The sequence below is a fragment of the Pseudomonas putida genome (genome assembly GCF_050989985.1).
In the GTDB taxonomy this organism is placed as follows: Bacteria; Pseudomonadota; Gammaproteobacteria; order Pseudomonadales; family Pseudomonadaceae; genus Aquipseudomonas; species Aquipseudomonas putida_AI.
Genome location: NZ_CP158815.1, coordinates 231263 through 246622 on the forward strand (window position 1 = coordinate 231263; position 15360 = coordinate 246622).

General features: G+C 59.9%; 15 protein-coding genes. 13 read left to right on the forward strand and 2 right to left on the reverse strand.

What is annotated here, in order from left to right:
• Positions 1–11: 11 nt before the first annotated feature.
• The 7 genes from ABTV29_RS01130 (at position 12) to ABTV29_RS01160 (ending at position 5675) form a co-directional block, all read left to right on the forward strand.
• A complete protein-coding gene (locus ABTV29_RS01130; RefSeq protein ID WP_433768427.1) occupies positions 12–650 on the forward strand; it encodes a peroxiredoxin in 639 nt (212 codons plus the stop codon).
• 330 nt (positions 651–980) lie between these two features.
• Entirely contained in the window at positions 981–1574 is a 594-nt protein-coding gene (gene ssuE / locus ABTV29_RS01135) for an NADPH-dependent FMN reductase (protein ID WP_433768429.1), read from the forward strand.
• A gap of 106 nt (positions 1575–1680) precedes the next feature.
• Complete coding sequence (locus ABTV29_RS01140; RefSeq protein WP_433768430.1) at positions 1681–2646, forward strand: sulfonate ABC transporter substrate-binding protein; 966 nt, start codon at positions 1681–1683, stop codon at positions 2644–2646.
• Between the two features lie 37 nt (positions 2647–2683).
• Positions 2684–3832 carry an FMNH2-dependent alkanesulfonate monooxygenase gene (ssuD, locus tag ABTV29_RS01145; protein ID WP_025112025.1) on the forward strand — a complete coding sequence of 383 codons (1149 nt, stop codon included), beginning with the start codon at positions 2684–2686 and terminating at the stop codon, positions 3830–3832.
• A gap of 8 nt (positions 3833–3840) precedes the next feature.
• On the forward strand, positions 3841–4623 hold the full coding sequence (gene ssuC / locus ABTV29_RS01150; protein ID WP_433768431.1) for an aliphatic sulfonate ABC transporter permease SsuC: 783 nt from the start codon (positions 3841–3843) through the stop codon (positions 4621–4623).
• Entirely contained in the window at positions 4620–5426 is an 807-nt protein-coding gene (gene ssuB / locus ABTV29_RS01155) for an aliphatic sulfonates ABC transporter ATP-binding protein (protein ID WP_110965424.1), read from the forward strand. Before ssuC ends, ssuB begins: the two co-directional genes overlap by 4 nt.
• Positions 5427–5459: 33 nt before the next feature.
• Positions 5460–5675, forward strand: a complete 216-nt coding sequence (locus ABTV29_RS01160) for a TOBE domain-containing protein (protein WP_007967989.1) — start codon at positions 5460–5462, stop codon at positions 5673–5675.
• A gap of 173 nt (positions 5676–5848) precedes the next feature.
• On the opposite strand, the gene ABTV29_RS01165 is transcribed toward ABTV29_RS01160, so the two are convergent.
• Together ABTV29_RS01165 and ABTV29_RS01170 are read right to left on the reverse strand one after the other, a co-directional pair.
• Positions 5849–6487 carry a TetR/AcrR family transcriptional regulator gene (locus ABTV29_RS01165; RefSeq protein ID WP_433768433.1) on the reverse strand — a complete coding sequence of 213 codons (639 nt, stop codon included), beginning with the start codon at positions 6485–6487 and terminating at the stop codon, positions 5849–5851.
• A 218-nt stretch (positions 6488–6705) separates the two neighbouring features.
• On the reverse strand, positions 6706–8082 hold the full coding sequence (locus ABTV29_RS01170; RefSeq protein WP_433737712.1) for a glutamine synthetase family protein: 1377 nt from the start codon (positions 8080–8082) through the stop codon (positions 6706–6708).
• A gap of 278 nt (positions 8083–8360) precedes the next feature.
• On the opposite strand from ABTV29_RS01170, the gene ABTV29_RS01175 reads away from it, so the two are divergent.
• The 6 genes from ABTV29_RS01175 (at position 8361) to ABTV29_RS01200 (ending at position 15328) form a co-directional block, all read left to right on the forward strand.
• On the forward strand, positions 8361–8723 hold the full coding sequence (locus tag ABTV29_RS01175) for a gamma-glutamyl-gamma-aminobutyrate hydrolase family protein (protein ID WP_433768435.1): 363 nt from the start codon (positions 8361–8363) through the stop codon (positions 8721–8723).
• 38 nt (positions 8724–8761) lie between these two features.
• The gene (locus ABTV29_RS01180; RefSeq protein WP_433768436.1) at positions 8762–10120 is read left to right on the forward strand and encodes a glutamine synthetase family protein; all 1359 of its coding nucleotides are present in this window, start codon (positions 8762–8764) and stop codon (positions 10118–10120) included.
• A 59-nt stretch (positions 10121–10179) separates the two neighbouring features.
• Positions 10180–11544, forward strand: a complete 1365-nt coding sequence (locus ABTV29_RS01185; protein ID WP_433768437.1) for an aspartate aminotransferase family protein — start codon at positions 10180–10182, stop codon at positions 11542–11544.
• 171 nt (positions 11545–11715) lie between these two features.
• Positions 11716–12828 carry a polyamine ABC transporter substrate-binding protein gene (locus tag ABTV29_RS01190; protein WP_433768438.1) on the forward strand — a complete coding sequence of 371 codons (1113 nt, stop codon included), beginning with the start codon at positions 11716–11718 and terminating at the stop codon, positions 12826–12828.
• Positions 12829–13016: 188 nt separating this feature from the next.
• On the forward strand, positions 13017–14114 hold the full coding sequence (locus ABTV29_RS01195; RefSeq protein ID WP_433768439.1) for a polyamine ABC transporter substrate-binding protein: 1098 nt from the start codon (positions 13017–13019) through the stop codon (positions 14112–14114).
• A 71-nt stretch (positions 14115–14185) separates the two neighbouring features.
• Positions 14186–15328, forward strand: coding sequence for an ABC transporter ATP-binding protein (locus ABTV29_RS01200; RefSeq protein ID WP_433768440.1), 1143 nt, complete (start codon positions 14186–14188; stop codon positions 15326–15328).
• Positions 15329–15360 lie beyond the last annotated feature (32 nt).

The window sequence follows — 15360 nt, forward strand, 5'->3', positions numbered from 1 at the left end:
GGAGCAGCACCATGGGCCTCAGACTCGGCGATATCGCCCCCGATTTCGAACAGGATTCCAGCGCCGGAACCATCCGTTTCCACCAGTGGCTGGGCGATAGCTGGGGTGTGCTGTTCTCCCACCCGGCCGACTTCACGCCGGTGTGCACCACCGAACTGGGCTTCACCGCCAGGCTCAAGGATGAATTCGCCAAGCGCGGGGTCAAGGCTATCGCGCTGTCCGTCGACCCGGTGGATTCGCACCACCGCTGGATCGAAGACATCAACGAAACCCAAAACACGGTCGTCAACTTCCCGATCCTCGACGATGCCGACCGCAAGGTCTCGGACCTCTACGACCTGATCCATCCCAATGCCAACGACACCCTGACCGTGCGTTCGCTGTTCGTGATCGACCCGAACAAAAAGGTGCGGCTGACCATCACCTACCCGGCCAGCACGGGCCGCAACTTCAACGAAATCCTGCGGGTGATCGATTCGCTGCAACTCACCGATAACTACAAGGTGGCCACCCCGGCCAACTGGCAGGACGGTGACGAGGTGGTGATCGTGCCGTCGCTCAAGGATGAAGAGGAAATCAAACAGCGCTTTCCCAAGGGCTATCGCGCGGTGAAGCCTTACTTGCGCCTGACGCCGCAGCCGAATCGGTAATCCATACATGTGTGGTGTGGCAGCTGCCGCCATCGCGAGCAGGCTCGCTCCTACAGTGATACGCGATCAATTGTGGGAGCGAGCCTGCTCGCGATAGCGGTGGATCGGGCACCGAAGAATCCAGATTGAACCAATCCATAAAGCAGGGGGACTTCAGGCCGTTTCGACGGCCTGTTTTTTTGCCTGGAGAAAATCGACACGCATATTTCTTTAACGAATAACCAAATGAATAAATATGATTTATGGATATATAAATCAGCTGTTAAGGTCACTCCATTGAAGCGAGATCGCAAACCGCGAATCGCCAACAACGTTCAAGGAATTGTCTGAATGCTGGTTGTCTCACTCGGTGGCAGTCCCAGTCAGCGCTCCCGTTCAGGGGTGCTGCTGGAGCGCTCCAAAGGTTGGTTGCAAGGGCAAGGTGTGGAGGTAGTGAGTTACCAGGTACGGGACTTCCCGGCCGAAGACTTGCTGCATGCGCGCTTCGACAGCCCGAAGGTGCTCGACCTGCTGCAACAGATTGAAAACGCCGATGGCCTGCTGATCGCCACCCCGGTGTACAAGGCGTCTTTTTCCGGTGCGCTGAAAACCGTGCTGGACCTGCTGCCTGAGCGCGCCCTGAGCCACAAGGTGGTGCTGCCGATGGCCACCGGAGGCAGCATCGCTCACATGCTGGCAGTGGACTACGCGCTCAAGCCGGTGTTGTCAGCCCTGAAAGCCGAGGAATTGCTCCAGGGGATTTTTGCGGTCGACAGCCAGATCGCTTATGGCGAAGGCAGTGCCGCGGCGCAACTTGCTCCCGAACTGGAGCAACGATTGAACGAGTCGCTGGAGCTGTTTTTCCACGCCATGGCGCGACGCCCCAAGCCGCTTGATCCACAGCTGTTGAATGATCGTTTGTTAAGTGCTCGCTGGAGCATTTGAGCCTTACACGAAACACGCCTCATCCAAAAATTGAAGTACTGGCCTTACTCGCCCGCCAACGGGCAAGCAGGTGCAGCCAAAACCCAACTGCAAAAAGGAGAGCGCCATGCGCCCTGTCATTTTGCGTCGCGGTCTGGTCGCTCTGTTTGCTGCGGCTGTAACCTTCGGCGCCATTACTCAAGCTCAAGCTGAAACCCTGCGAATCGGCTATCAGAAATACGGCACCCTGGTGCTGCTCAAAGCCAAGGGCACCCTGGAAAAACGCCTCGCCGCTCAAGGCGTGGATGTGCAATGGACTGAATTCCCCGGCGGCCCGCAACTGCTTGAAGGCCTGAACGTCGGCTCCATCGACTTCGGCGTGACCGGCGAAACCCCGCCAGTGTTCGCTCAAGCGGCCGGCGCGGATCTGCTCTACGTCGCCTACGAACCGCCAGCGCCTCACAGCGAAGCGATCCTGGTGCCGAAAGATTCGCCGATCAAATCCGTGGCCGAGCTCAAGGGCAAGAAAATCGCCCTGAACAAAGGCTCCAACGTGCACTACCTGCTGGTTCGTGCACTGGAAGACGCCGGCCTCAAGTACACCGATATCCAGACCGTATTCCTGCCACCGGCCGATGCCCGTGCGGCGTTCGAGCGCGGCAGCGTCGACGCCTGGGTCATCTGGGACCCGTACCAGGCCGCCGCCGAACAGCAACTGCAAGCGCGCACCCTGCGCGATGGCCAGGGCATCGTCGACAACCATCAGTTCTACCTGGCGACCAAGCCTTACGCGCAAAAGAATCCCGAGGTGATCAAGACCCTGGTGGAGGAAGTGCGTGGCGTCGGCGAGTGGTCCAAAGCCAACCCGCAAGACGTGACTCAACAGGTGTCGCCACTGCTTGGCCTGCCGGCGGACATCACCCTGACTTCGGTTAAACGCCAGGGCTACGGTGCGCTGTTCCTCACCCCGGAAGTGGTCGCCGCGCAGCAGAAAATCGCCGACAGCTTCTACCAGCTCAAGCTGATTCCCAAGCCGCTGAGCATCAAAGACGTGATCTGGACGCCACCGGCGGCCGTTGCCAAAGCTCAGTAAAGACAGCCCCGTAATCGATTTCCAAGGAGACCACTCCATGAGCCTCAATATCTTCTGGTTCCTGCCAACCCACGGCGACGGCCATTACCTTGGCACCGCCGAAGGCGCCCGAGCCGTTGACCACGGTTACCTGCAACAAGTCGCGCAAGCGGCGGATCGCCTGGGCTTCGGCGGGGTGCTGATCCCTACCGGTCGCTCCTGCGAAGACTCGTGGCTGGTGGCGGCGTCGCTGATTCCGGTGACCCAGCGCTTGAAGTTTCTTGTCGCCCTGCGCCCCGGGATCATTTCCCCGACGGTGGCGGCGCGTCAGGCGGCGACCCTCGATCGTTTGTCCGGCGGGCGTGCGCTGTTCAACCTGGTGACCGGTGGCGATCCGGAAGAATTGGCCGGCGACGGTCTGTTCCTCAGCCACGAAGAGCGCTATCAGGCTTCGGTGGAATTCACCCGCATCTGGCGTCGGGTACTGGAAGGCGAAACCGTCGATTACGACGGCCAGCACATCAGTGTGAAGGGCGCCAAGCTGCTCTATCCGCCGATCCAGCAACCGCGCCCGCCGCTGTATTTCGGTGGCTCGTCAGAAGCGGCGCAGGACCTGGCGGCAGAGCAGGTGGAAATGGTCCTGACCTGGGGCGAGCCGCCAGCTGCCGTCGCCGAGAAGATCGAGCAGGTGCGCGCCAAGGCCGCCAAGCTCGGGCGTACCGTGCGCTTCGGCATTCGTTTGCATGTGATCGTGCGTGAAACCAATGCCGAGGCCTGGCAAGCGGCGGATCGACTGATCTCGCACCTGGACGACGACACCATCGCCCGGGCCCAGGCTTCCCTGGCGCGCTTTGATTCGGTAGGCCAGCAACGCATGGCTGCGCTGCATGGCGGCAGTCGCGACAACCTGGAAGTCAGCCCCAACCTGTGGGCCGGTGTCGGTCTGGTGCGTGGCGGTGCCGGGACGGCGCTGGTGGGTGACGGTCCGACCGTGGCCGCTCGCGTCAAGGAATACGCGGATCTGGGCATCGATACTTTCATCTTCTCCGGTTATCCACACCTGGAAGAGTCGTACCGTGTCGCCGAGCTGCTGTTCCCGCACCTCGATGTCGAGCGTCCGGAACTGCCGAAGAGCGCGGGTTACGTCAGCCCGTTTGGCGAGATGGTGGCCAACGACATTCTTCCCAAAGCGGCGTCCCAGAGCTGAGGCGCGCCATGAAGAAGATCATTCACAGCCTCGCGCCCTGGGCGTTGCCGGTGTTGCTGCTGGCGGTATGGCAGTTGTCGGTGTCGGCGGGCTGGTTGTCGACGCGGATTCTGCCGGCGCCCATCGCGGTGATCGAAGCCGGCATCAGCCTGGTACGCAGCGGCGAGATCTGGACGCACCTGGCAATCAGCGGCTGGCGCGCCGCGCTGGGCTTCGCCATCGGCGGCAGTATCGGTCTGGCTCTGGGCTTCATCACCGGCCTGTCGAAGTGGGGCGAACGCCTGCTCGACAGCTCGGTGCAGATGATCCGTAACGTGCCGCATCTGGCGCTGATTCCACTGGTGATCCTGTGGTTCGGCATCGACGAGTCGGCGAAGATTTTCCTGGTGGCTCTGGGCACCTTGTTCCCGATCTACCTCAACACCTATCACGGCATCCGCAACGTCGATCCGGCGCTGGTGGAGATGTCCCGCAGCTATGGCTTGTCCGGTTTCAGCCTGTTCCGCCAAGTGATTCTGCCGGGCGCGTTGCCTTCGATCCTGGTCGGCGTGCGCTTCGCCCTGGGCTTTATGTGGTTGACGCTGATTGTCGCCGAAACCATTTCCGCCAGCTCCGGCATCGGCTACCTGGCGATGAATGCCCGGGAGTTCTTGCAGACCGATGTGGTGGTGCTGGCGATCCTGATGTACGCGGTGCTGGGCAAGCTGGCCGACCTCGCGGCTCGCGGACTTGAGCGTGTGTGGTTGCGTTGGCACCCGGCCTACCAGGTCGCCAAGGGAGGTGCCGCATGACCGCTCAACAACCTCCACGCCTGCTGCGCGGGATTCCGCTGGCGGTGCGCAAGCTGCAAAAAACATTTGGTTCGCGGCAGGTGCTGCGCGAGATCGACCTGCACATACCAGCCGGTCAGTTCGTTGCAGTGGTCGGCCGCAGTGGCTGCGGCAAAAGCACATTGCTGCGTTTGCTGGCCGGTCTCGACCAGCCCACGGGCGGCCAGCTGCTGGCCGGTTCCGCAGCGCTGAGCGAGGCGCGGGAAGACACTCGATTGATGTTTCAGGAAGCGCGTCTGCTGCCCTGGAAAAGGATCATCGATAACGTCGGCCTGGGGCTCAAGGGCAACTGGCGACCCCAGGCACTGGAGGCCTTGGAAGCGGTCGGCCTGGCGGATCGCGCCAACGAGTGGCCGGCGGCCTTGTCCGGCGGACAGAAGCAGCGTGTGGCACTGGCTCGCGCACTGATCCACCAACCGCGCCTGCTGCTGCTCGACGAGCCGCTGGGCGCGCTGGATGCCCTGACCCGTATCGAAATGCAGCAGTTGATCGAACGACTCTGGCAGCAGCACGGTTTCACGGTGTTGCTGGTCACCCATGACGTCAGTGAAGCGGTGGCGATTGCCGATCGGGTGATCCTGATCGAAGACGGCGAAGTCGGCCTCGACCTGCACGTGGAACTGCCGCGCCCTCGGGTTCGCGGTTCCCATCGGCTGGCGGCGCTGGAAACCGAAGTCCTCAATCGCGTGCTGTCACTGCCCGGCCAACCGCCGGAACCGGAACCTGTTTCACCCTTGCCTACGCAGTTGCGTTGGGCCCAATAACTCAAGCCTTATCCAACGACAGGAATCAACATCATGACTATCAAAGCCATCAACGTGCGTAACCAGTTCAAAGGCTCCATCAAAGAAATCGTCCTCGGCGACGTGCTGTCGGAAATCGACGTACAGACCGCCTCCGGCATCGTCACTTCGGTCATCACCACCCGCTCGGTGAAAGAGCTGGAACTGGCCGTGGGCAGCGAAGTGATCGCCTTCGTGAAATCCACCGAGGTGTCGATCGCCAAGTTGTAAGCCTGTGCGTAAACGACAACCCCGGAGGGTTTGAGCCCTTCGGGGTTTTTTATGTGCTTTTTTCAGTGGCTCGGCGGTGCGCCCATCGCGAGCAGGCTCGCTCCCACATTGGAGCGCGGTCAAATGTGGGAGCGAGCCTGCTCGCGAAGAGGTCTGTGAAGCCAGCAAAATTCTCAGGCGGGAATGTTGCGCTTTGGCAGGTAGGGCGGCAGATAAAGCCCCAGATACGCATCAAACACCCGCATCCCTTCCTCTGCCATGCGCGGGGTGATCTGACCGTGCTGTTGCACCGAGCGGGCATAGACGCGGTCGCCAAGTTCCATGGCCAGGGCAAACACATCGACATCCCCCGGCAGCCTCGGCAGCTCGAAATGGTGATCGAACAGTTTGTGCATCAGGTCGCCCAGTTCGATGTCGTGCTGACGGTCGGCCTGGGTGACTTCGGTGAGGCCGTGCTGGGCGAGGATCAACTGGCGGGCGGCGGCGTCGGCACCGTAGATATCCAGCATGCGCTGTTCCACCAGGCGCGACAGGTCACGCCAGCTGTTGAGCGTCTGGTGGTCGATGGGCGCTTGCAGGCAGGCGCGGAAGGCGGCGTGGACATCGGCGGTCAGCGCTTCGAGCAGGGCCGGGACGCTGGCGAAAAAGTGATAGACCGAGGAGGGCGGGATCTGCGCGCGCTCGGCGACGCTGTAGATCGATAGACTGGCCACGCCCTCGGCCGCCAGCAGCGTGCGTGCCGCATCGAGAATCGAGTCGATCCGGGCCTGGCTGGCTGCGCGGGGTTTGCGGGGGCTGGCTACGCGTGTCATGGGAGTCTCCTGCGGGGCAGGGGGCATTGTACGAGGCGGGTTGTGTGTTGTCTTGTCGGCCGCCATCGCGAGCAAGCTCGCTCCCACATTGGACTGCGCCCGTCCAGGCAACGCGATCAACTGTGGGAGCGAGCCTGCTCGCGATCCGCCAAAGGCGGCCATAAAAAAAACGCCGCTGGCTGATTCAGCCAACGGCGTTTTTCATTACGGCAGTGCGCTTACACGGTATGCAGATACCAGTTGTACTCAAGGTCGGAGATGGAGTGTTCGAACTCCTCCAGCTCGCTCTCTTTGCACGCGACGAAGATATCGATGTACTTCGGATCGATGTACTTGGCCATGACTTCGCTGTCGTCCAGCTCGCGCAGTGCATCGCGCAGGTTGTTCGGCAGGCTCTGCTCGTTCTGCTCGTAGCTGTTGCCTTCCACCGGAGCGCCCGGTTCGATCTTGTTGACCAGACCATGGTGCACGCCCGCCAGGACCGAAGCCATCAGCAGGTACGGGTTGGCGTCGGCGCCGGCTACACGGTGTTCCAGGCGCACCGCATCGGCGGAGCCGGTCGGAACGCGCAGGGCCACGGTGCGGTTGTCCAGACCCCAGCTTGGCGAATTCGGCACGTAGAACTGTGCGCCGAAACGACGGTACGAGTTGACGTTCGGGCAGAGGAAAGCCATCTGCGCCGGCAGGGTCTCGAGCACACCGCCGATCGCGTGACGCAGCGCGGCGTTCTGCTCGGGATCCTCGCTGGCAAAAATGTTTTTGCCATCTTTGTCGAGCACCGAGATGTGGACATGCAGACCGTTACCCGCCTGGCCTGGATAAGGCTTGGCCATGAAGGTGGTGTCCATCTCATGGTCGTAGGCGATGTTCTTGATCAGACGCTTGAGCAGGACTGCGTAGTCGCAGGCCTTGATCGGGTCGGCCACGTGGTGCAGGTTCACTTCGAACTGCGCCGGGGCACTTTCCTTGACGATGGCGTCGGCCGGAATGCCTTGCTCTTTCGCACCTTCCAGAATGTCCTGGAGGCAGTCGACGTATTCGTCGAGGTCGTCGATCAGGTAGACCTGTGTCGAGTGCGGGCGTTTGCCGGAAATCGGCGAACGAGGCGGCTGTGGACGGCCGTTCACGTTCTCCTGGTCGATCAGGTAGAACTCCAGTTCGAACGCGGCGCAGATGGTCAGGCCCAGCTCGTCGAACTTGGTCACGACTTGTCGCAGGACTTCGCGCGGGTCGGCGAAGAAAGGATCACCTTCGAGTTCGTGCATGGTCATCAGCAGTTGCGCGGTCGGGCGCTTCTGCCATGGCTCGTTGCACAGGGTATCGGGGATTGGATAGCAGATTCGGTCAGCATCACCGATGTCCAGGCCCAGGCCGGTGCTTTCCACCGTTGAACCATTGATATCCAGAGCAAAAAGAGAGGCCGGCAGGTTGATGCCTTTCTCGTAAACCTTGTGGAGGCTGGTGCGTTCGATGCGCTTGCCGCGCACCACACCATTCATATCCGCAATCAGAAGGTCAACGTACAGAACCTCAGGATGTTCCTTAAGGAACGCGTTCGCTTCGTTGAGCTGAACGGCACGCGGGGGTACCGACATGATGCAACACCTTTGTTGTTAAAAATATCAATCATTGATCTTTTCGGATTCCAGTCAACCCGAACGGCATGCCGAAGTCAAGCGAGGCCTTTTTTGCCCTCAAAAAGGGCTCGTGTGGCTTTTTTGAGGCACTTTGGGGCGTTTTTATAGCCTTCCACGCTATGGCTTGCGCAGGCTTGAGCGGGCCGTGTTGTATTTTTTACGGGGGTGTTGTGTAAAAAAATGAACAAGGCTAAGCTCGGATCAAACCCATAACAGCAATAATACCGGGGTGCTTCATGTCTCGCCTGCCGATAATCGGCGTCACCGCCTGCTCTGCGCAGAACGGTTTGCATGCTTATCACATCCATGGCGACCTTTTGGTCGGCACCCGGGCCTTCGCGGCCAAGGGCCTGTCGGCAATCCCCGCTTTCCCGGCTAAAGGATCATCCCCGTCCGTTATTCTGGACGGCTTCGATGGCACACCCATTACGGTTACTCCATTCAATATAGAACCGATTCACAATAGCGGCTCGGCCTTCGTGCAGGGTTCCGCTCTCGATTCTGCACGCCCTGTGTTTGCCGGGCTGTCCGCAAATCATTCGATGGCCTGTGGTAGATACACATTTCAACGCGACGCCGATGCGTCAAACATCGCCTGACACGCGGGTGTCAGGAAACTCAAAGCCTAGAGGCATTTATGAGTAACAACCTCGACCAGCTCACCGATTGGCTGAAAAGCCACAAGATCACAGAAGTCGAATGCATGATCGCTGACTTGACCGGGATTACCCGGGGCAAGATTTCGCCGACCAACAAATTCATCGCCGAAAAAGGCATGCGCCTGCCCGAGAGCGTGTTGCTGCAGACCGTGACCGGCGATTACGTCGAAGACGACATCTATTACGAACTGCTCGACCCGGCCGACATCGACATGATCTGCCGTCCCGACCAGAACGCGGTGTATCCGGTGCCATGGGCCATCGAGCCGACCGCCATCGTTATTCACGACACCTACGACAAGCAAGGCAACCCGATCGAGCTGTCGCCGCGCAACGTGCTCAAGAAGGTCCTGAAACTCTATGCCGACAAGGGCTGGCAGCCGATCGTGGCGCCGGAAATGGAGTTCTACCTGACCAAGCGCAGCGACGACCCGGACTATCCGCTGCAACCGCCGATCGGCCGTTCCGGACGCCCCGAAATCGGTCGCCAGTCGTTCTCCATCGAAGCGGCGAACGAATTCGACCCGCTGTTCGAAGACGTCTACGACTGGTGCGAACTGCAGGAACTGGACCTCGACACGCTGATCCACGAAGACGGCACGGCGCAGATGGAAATCAACTTCCGTCACGGCGATGCGTTGTCCCTGGCCGACCAGATCCTGGTGTTCAAGCGCACCATGCGCGAGGCCGCGCTCAAGCATGACGTGGCGGCGACTTTCATGGCCAAGCCGATGACCGGCGAGCCGGGCAGTGCCATGCACTTGCACCAGAGCATCATCGACATCGAGACCGGCAAGAACATCTTCTCCAATGAAGACGGGACCATGAGCCAGCTGTTCCTGCACCACATCGGTGGCCTGCAGAAACTGATTCCCGAGCTGTTGCCGCTGTTCGCGCCCAACGTCAACTCGTTCCGCCGCTTCCTGCCGGACACCTCGGCGCCGGTGAACGTGGAGTGGGGCGAAGAGAACCGCACCGTGGGCCTGCGGGTTCCGGATGCCGGGCCACAAAACCGTCGGGTGGAAAACCGCCTGCCGGGCGCCGATGCCAACCCGTATCTGGCGATCGCCGCGAGTCTGTTGTGCGGCTACATCGGCATGGTCGAAGGCATGAACCCGAGCGCACCGGTGGTGGGCCGTGGTTATGAGCGCCGCAACCTGCGCCTGCCGCTGACCATCGAAGACGCACTGGACCGCATGGAAAACAGCTCGACCATCGAGAAATACCTGGGCAAAAACTTCATCACTGGCTACGTCGCGGTCAAGCGGGCCGAGCATGAAAACTTCAAGCGCGTCATCAGTTCGTGGGAACGGGAATTCCTGCTGTTCGCCGTCTGATGCGCCGGGCGCTGTCGATGTCAGGCAGCGTTTTTACCTGATTTTTTTAGGAGACTTGTATGACCAGCAACAACCCGCAAACCCGTGAATGGCAAGCCCTGAGCAACGATCACCACCTGGCCCCGTTCAGCGACTTCAAGCAGCTGAAAGAGAAAGGCCCGCGGATCATCACCAATGCCCAAGGCGTTTACCTGTGGGACAGCGAAGGCAACAAGATCCTCGACGGCATGGCCGGCCTGTGGTGTGTGGCGGTCGGCTACGGTCGCGAAGAGCTGGCAGATGCCGCCAGCAAACAAATGCGCGAACTGCCGTACTACAACCTGTTCTTCCAGACCGCTCACCCACCGGCACTGGAACTGGCCAAGGCCATCGCCGATATCGCGCCGAAAGGCATGAACCACGTGTTCTTCACCGGTTCCGGCTCCGAAGGCAACGACACCATGCTGCGTATGGTTCGCCACTACTGGGCGATCAAGGGCCAGCCGAACAAGAAAGTCATCATCAGCCGCAAGAACGGCTATCACGGTTCCACCGTGGCCGGCGCGAGCCTGGGCGGCATGACCTACATGCATGAACAGGGCGACCTGCCGATCCCGGGCATCGTCCACATCGCCCAGCCGTACTGGTTCGCCGAAGGCGGCGACATGACCCCGGAAGAGTTCGGTATCTGGGCCGCCAACCAGCTGGAAGAGAAGATTCTGGAAGTGGGCGTCGACAATGTCGGTGCCTTTATCGCCGAGCCGATCCAGGGCGCCGGCGGCGTGATCATTCCGCCAGACACCTACTGGCCGCGCATCAAGGAAATCCTCGCCAAGTACGACATCCTGTTCGTGGCTGACGAAGTGATCTGCGGTTTCGGCCGTACCGGCGAGTGGTTCGGCAGCGATTTCTACGACCTCAAGCCCGACATGATGACCATCGCCAAAGGCCTGACCTCCGGCTACATCCCGATGGGTGGCCTGATCGTTCGCGATGAAGTGGTGGCGGTGCTCAACGAAGGCGGCGATTTCAACCACGGCTTCACCTACTCCGGTCACCCGGTGGCGGCGGCTGTAGGCCTGGAAAACATCCGTATCCTGCGCGACGAAAAAATCGTCGAGCGTGTGAAGTCGGAAACGGCACCGTATTTGCAGAAACGTTTGCGCGAGCTGAACGATCACCCGCTGGTGGGTGAAGTGCGTGGAGTGGGACTGTTGGGGGCCATCGAACTGGTTCAGGACAAGGCCACGCGCAAGCGCTACGAAGGCAAGGGCGTGGGCATGATCTGCCGGCAGTTCTGCTTCGATAACGGGCTGATCATGCGCGCCGTGGGCGACACCATGATCATCGCGCCACCGCTGGTGATCAGCAAAGAAGAAGTCGATGAGTTGGTGACCAAGGCCCGTAAGTGCCTGGACCTGACCCTGAGTGCATTGCAGGGCTAAGTGCTAGGCTCTGAGCGGGATACATGAAACTTTCGCTCGGGGCATCCTTAAACGGCGGCCTTTCCTTGAAAGACCGCCGTGGATCTTGCCAGACTAGCCGCGGTTCCAGTTGTCCGGGTTCGGCCGCTGAACAAAGTGGTTCAAAAAAAGAAAAATTTGGAGCATTAACGCATGAAGGCATTAGGAAAAAAGCTTGCTGGCAAGACTCTCCTCGCCATGTCCCTGATGGGCGTGATGGCGGGTGCGGTCCAGGCGGACGACAAGGTGTTGCACGTCTATAACTGGTCCGACTACATCGCTCCGGACACCATCAAGAAGTTTGAAGACGAGTCGGGCATCAAAGTTGTCTACGACGTCTTCGACAGTAACGAAACCCTGGAAGCCAAGTTGCTGGCAGGCAAGTCCGGCTACGACATCGTCGTACCGTCGAACAACTTCCTGGCCAAGCAGATCAAGGCCGGCGTTTACCAGAAGCTGGACAAGTCCAAGCTGCCTAACTGGAAAAACCTGAACACCGACCTGCTCAAGGCCGTATCGGTCAGCGACCCGGGCAACGAGCACGCTTTCCCTTACATGTGGGGCTCGATCGGCATCGGCTACAACCCGGAGAAGGTCAAGGCTGCACTGGGCGCCGACGCTCCAGTCGACTCCTGGGACCTGATCTTCAAGCCTGAAAACGCCGCCAAGCTGAAATCCTGCGGCATCAGCCTGCTGGATTCGCCAACCGAGATGATTCCGGTGGCGCTGCACTACCTGGGCCTGCCTACCGACAGCCAGAAGCAGGACGACATCAAGAAAGCCCAGGACCTGATCATGAAGGTTCGTCCTTCGATCGCTTACTTCCACTCGTCCAAGTACATCTCCGACCTGGCCAACGGCAACATCTGCGTGGCCGTGGGTTACTCGGGCGACATCTATCAGGCCAAGTCCCGCGCTGCTGAAGCCGGTGACAAGGTAAAAGTCAGCTACAACATTCCGAAAGAAGGTGCAGGCAGCTTCTACGACATGGTCGCCATCCCTAAAGATGCCGAAAACGTCGAAGGCGCCTACAAGTTCATGACCTTCCTGCAGAAGCCGGAAATCATGGCTGAAATCACCAACGCCGTGCGTTTCCCGAACGGTAACGCGGCCGCCACGCCACTGGTTGATAAAGACATCACCAGCGACCCGGGCGTTTATCCACCGGCTGAAGTGCTGGCCAAGCTGTACGCAATTGCCGACTTGCCGGCTGCGACCCAGCGCATCATGACCCGCACCTGGACCACCATCAAATCCGGTAAATAAGCCGGTTTGAAGCAATAACCTGTTGTCGTCGTCCGGGCGACGGCGGCAACAGGATTGGTTAAATGACAGAAAGTTTTGCTGGAATGGTTTTTCGAGGGTAAGTTGCGCGCCGGTTTTGTTGCCAGGCAGCCATGGCTGTCATGTAACGCGGGGCAACTTGGGCCCAACTAATTTTAGAGGACCTCCACTTGCCTATTTCTTCTTTGTTGCGCAATGCCATGTTGCTCGGCGCCGGACTGACGCTTGCCGCCAGTGTCCAGGCTGCCGGCACCGTGCATATTTATAACTGGTCCGATTACATCGGCGAGACCACCCTGGCCGACTTCCAGAAAGAGACCGGGATCAAGCCGGTCTACGACGTGTTCGACTCCAATGAAACCCTGGAAGGCAAGTTGCTGGCCGGGCGTACCGGATACGACGTGGTCGTGCCGTCCAACCACTTCCTGGGCAAGCAGATCAAGGCCGGCGCTTTCCAGAAGCTCGATAAGTCTCTGCTGTCGAACTACTCCAACCTCGACCCGGTTCTGCTCAAGCGTCTTGAGCAGAACGACCCGGGTAACCTCTATGCCGTGCCGTACCTGTGGGGCACCAATGGCATTGGTTACAACGTAGACAAGGTCAAGGCAGTACTGGGTGTCGACAAGATCGATTCCTGGGGCGTGCTGTTCGAGCCGGAAAATATCAAGAAGCTGCACAGCTGTGGCGTAGCGTTCCTGGATTCGGCTGATGAAATGATGCCGACCGTGCTCAACTACATGGGCCTGAATGCCAACAGCACCAACCCTGACGACTACAAAAAGGCCACCGACAAACTGCTCTCGGTGCGCCCTTACGTGACCTACTTCCACTCCTCCAAATACATCGCGGACCTGGCCAACGGCGACATCTGCGTGGCGATCGGTTTCTCCGGCGACATCTTCCAGGCCAAACACCGTGCCGAAGAAGCCAAGAAAGGCGTGAACATCGCCTACTCGATTCCGAAAGAGGGCGGTGCGCTCTGGTTCGACATGCTGGCGATTCCAAAGGATTCGAAAAACGTCAAGGAGGCCCACGCCTTCATCAACTATTTGCTGAAGCCTGAGGTGATTGCTCAGGTCAGTGATTACGTCGGCTACGCCAACCCTAACCCTGGGTCGGACAAACTGATGGAACAGTCCATTCGCACCGACGAAGCGGTTTATCCACCGCAAGAGGTGCTCGACAAGACCTATGTGTCGATCGAGTTGCCGCCGAATATCCAACGCTTGATGACCCGCAGCTGGACCACGGTCAAGACGGGCAAATAGCTTCAAGGCTCAAACTATCCAGGTTGGCTCACCTTGAGCGAACCGCACTCTTTTTTTTGGGAGTTTCGTAAATGGCAGTTGCCTCCGGCGCCTATAAGAAAGCCCTCGAGGGCGACCAGTCACCTAAGCAGGTGCTGGTCAAAATCGACCGGGTCACGAAGAAGTTCGACGAGACGATTGCCGTGGACGACGTGTCCCTGGAAATCAAGAAAGGCGAGATTTTCGCCCTGCTCGGCGGTTCGGGATCGGGCAAATCCACTCTGCTGCGCATGCTTGCCGGCTTCGAGCGTCCGACCGAAGGGCGGATCTTCCTCGACGGTGTAGACATCACCGACATGCCGCCCTACGAGCGGCCGATCAACATGATGTTCCAGTCCTACGCCCTGTTCCCGCACATGACCGTGGCGCAGAACATCGCCTTCGGCCTCAAGCAGGACAAACTGCCTGCCGCCGAGATCGATGCCCGCGTGGCGGACATGCTCAAGCTGGTGCAGATGACCCAGTACGCCAAGCGCAAGCCGCATCAGTTGTCCGGCGGCCAGCGTCAGCGTGTGGCCCTGGCCCGCTCCCTTGCCAAGCGTCCGAAGCTGTTGCTGCTCGACGAACCGATGGGTGCGCTGGACAAGAAGCTGCGCTCGCAAATGCAGCTGGAACTGGTAGAGATCATCGAGCGCGTCGGCGTGACCTGCGTCATGGTGACCCACGACCAGGAAGAGGCCATGACCATGGCCGAGCGCATCGCGATCATGCACCTGGGCTGGATTGCCCAGATCGGCAGCCCGATCGACATCTACGAAACCCCGACCAGCCGCCTGGTCTGTGAGTTCATCGGCAACGTCAACATTTTCGACGGCGAAGTGATCGAGGATGCCGAGGGTCACGCGACCATCACCTGCAAGGACCTGGATCGCCAGATCTATGTCGGCCACGGCATCAGCACCTCGGTGCAGGACAAGTCCGTGACCTACGCGATCCGTCCGGAAAAACTGCTGGTGACCCCGACCCAGCCGACCTGCGAGTACAACTGGTCCAGCGGCAAGGTTCACGACATCGCCTACCTGGGCGGGCACTCGGTGTTCTACGTCGAACTGCCGAGCGGCAAGATCGTCCAGTCCTTCGTCGCCAACGCCGAACGCCGTGGCGCACGTCCGACCTGGGGTGACCAGGTCTATGTGTACTGGGAAGACGACAGCGGCGTGGTACTTCGCTCATGAACATGCGCAAATTCAAACGCCGCCTCAATCGA

Excerpts from the sequence above, each read along its gene's own strand:
- ABTV29_RS01165 (WP_433768433.1), bottom strand. The coding sequence starts at position 6,487 with ATGACACGCGTAGCCAGCCCCCGCAAACCCCGCGCAGCCAGCCAGGCC.
- ABTV29_RS01130 (WP_433768427.1), top strand. The coding sequence starts at position 12 with ATGGGCCTCAGACTCGGCGATATCGCCCCCGATTTCGAACAGGATTCC.
- ABTV29_RS01170 (WP_433737712.1), bottom strand. The coding sequence starts at position 8,082 with ATGTCGGTACCCCCGCGTGCCGTTCAGCTCAACGAAGCGAACGCGTTC.
- ssuD (WP_025112025.1), top strand. The coding sequence starts at position 2,684 with ATGAGCCTCAATATCTTCTGGTTCCTGCCAACCCACGGCGACGGCCAT.
- ABTV29_RS01200 (WP_433768440.1), top strand. The coding sequence starts at position 14,186 with ATGGCAGTTGCCTCCGGCGCCTATAAGAAAGCCCTCGAGGGCGACCAG.
- ABTV29_RS01185 (WP_433768437.1), top strand. The coding sequence starts at position 10,180 with ATGACCAGCAACAACCCGCAAACCCGTGAATGGCAAGCCCTGAGCAAC.
- ssuC (WP_433768431.1), top strand. The coding sequence starts at position 3,841 with ATGAAGAAGATCATTCACAGCCTCGCGCCCTGGGCGTTGCCGGTGTTG.
- ssuB (WP_110965424.1), top strand. The coding sequence starts at position 4,620 with ATGACCGCTCAACAACCTCCACGCCTGCTGCGCGGGATTCCGCTGGCG.
- ABTV29_RS01175 (WP_433768435.1), top strand. The coding sequence starts at position 8,361 with ATGTCTCGCCTGCCGATAATCGGCGTCACCGCCTGCTCTGCGCAGAAC.
- ABTV29_RS01180 (WP_433768436.1), top strand. The coding sequence starts at position 8,762 with ATGAGTAACAACCTCGACCAGCTCACCGATTGGCTGAAAAGCCACAAG.
- ABTV29_RS01190 (WP_433768438.1), top strand. The coding sequence starts at position 11,716 with ATGAAGGCATTAGGAAAAAAGCTTGCTGGCAAGACTCTCCTCGCCATG.
- ABTV29_RS01140 (WP_433768430.1), top strand. The coding sequence starts at position 1,681 with ATGCGCCCTGTCATTTTGCGTCGCGGTCTGGTCGCTCTGTTTGCTGCG.
- ssuE (WP_433768429.1), top strand. The coding sequence starts at position 981 with ATGCTGGTTGTCTCACTCGGTGGCAGTCCCAGTCAGCGCTCCCGTTCA.
- ABTV29_RS01160 (WP_007967989.1), top strand. The coding sequence starts at position 5,460 with ATGACTATCAAAGCCATCAACGTGCGTAACCAGTTCAAAGGCTCCATC.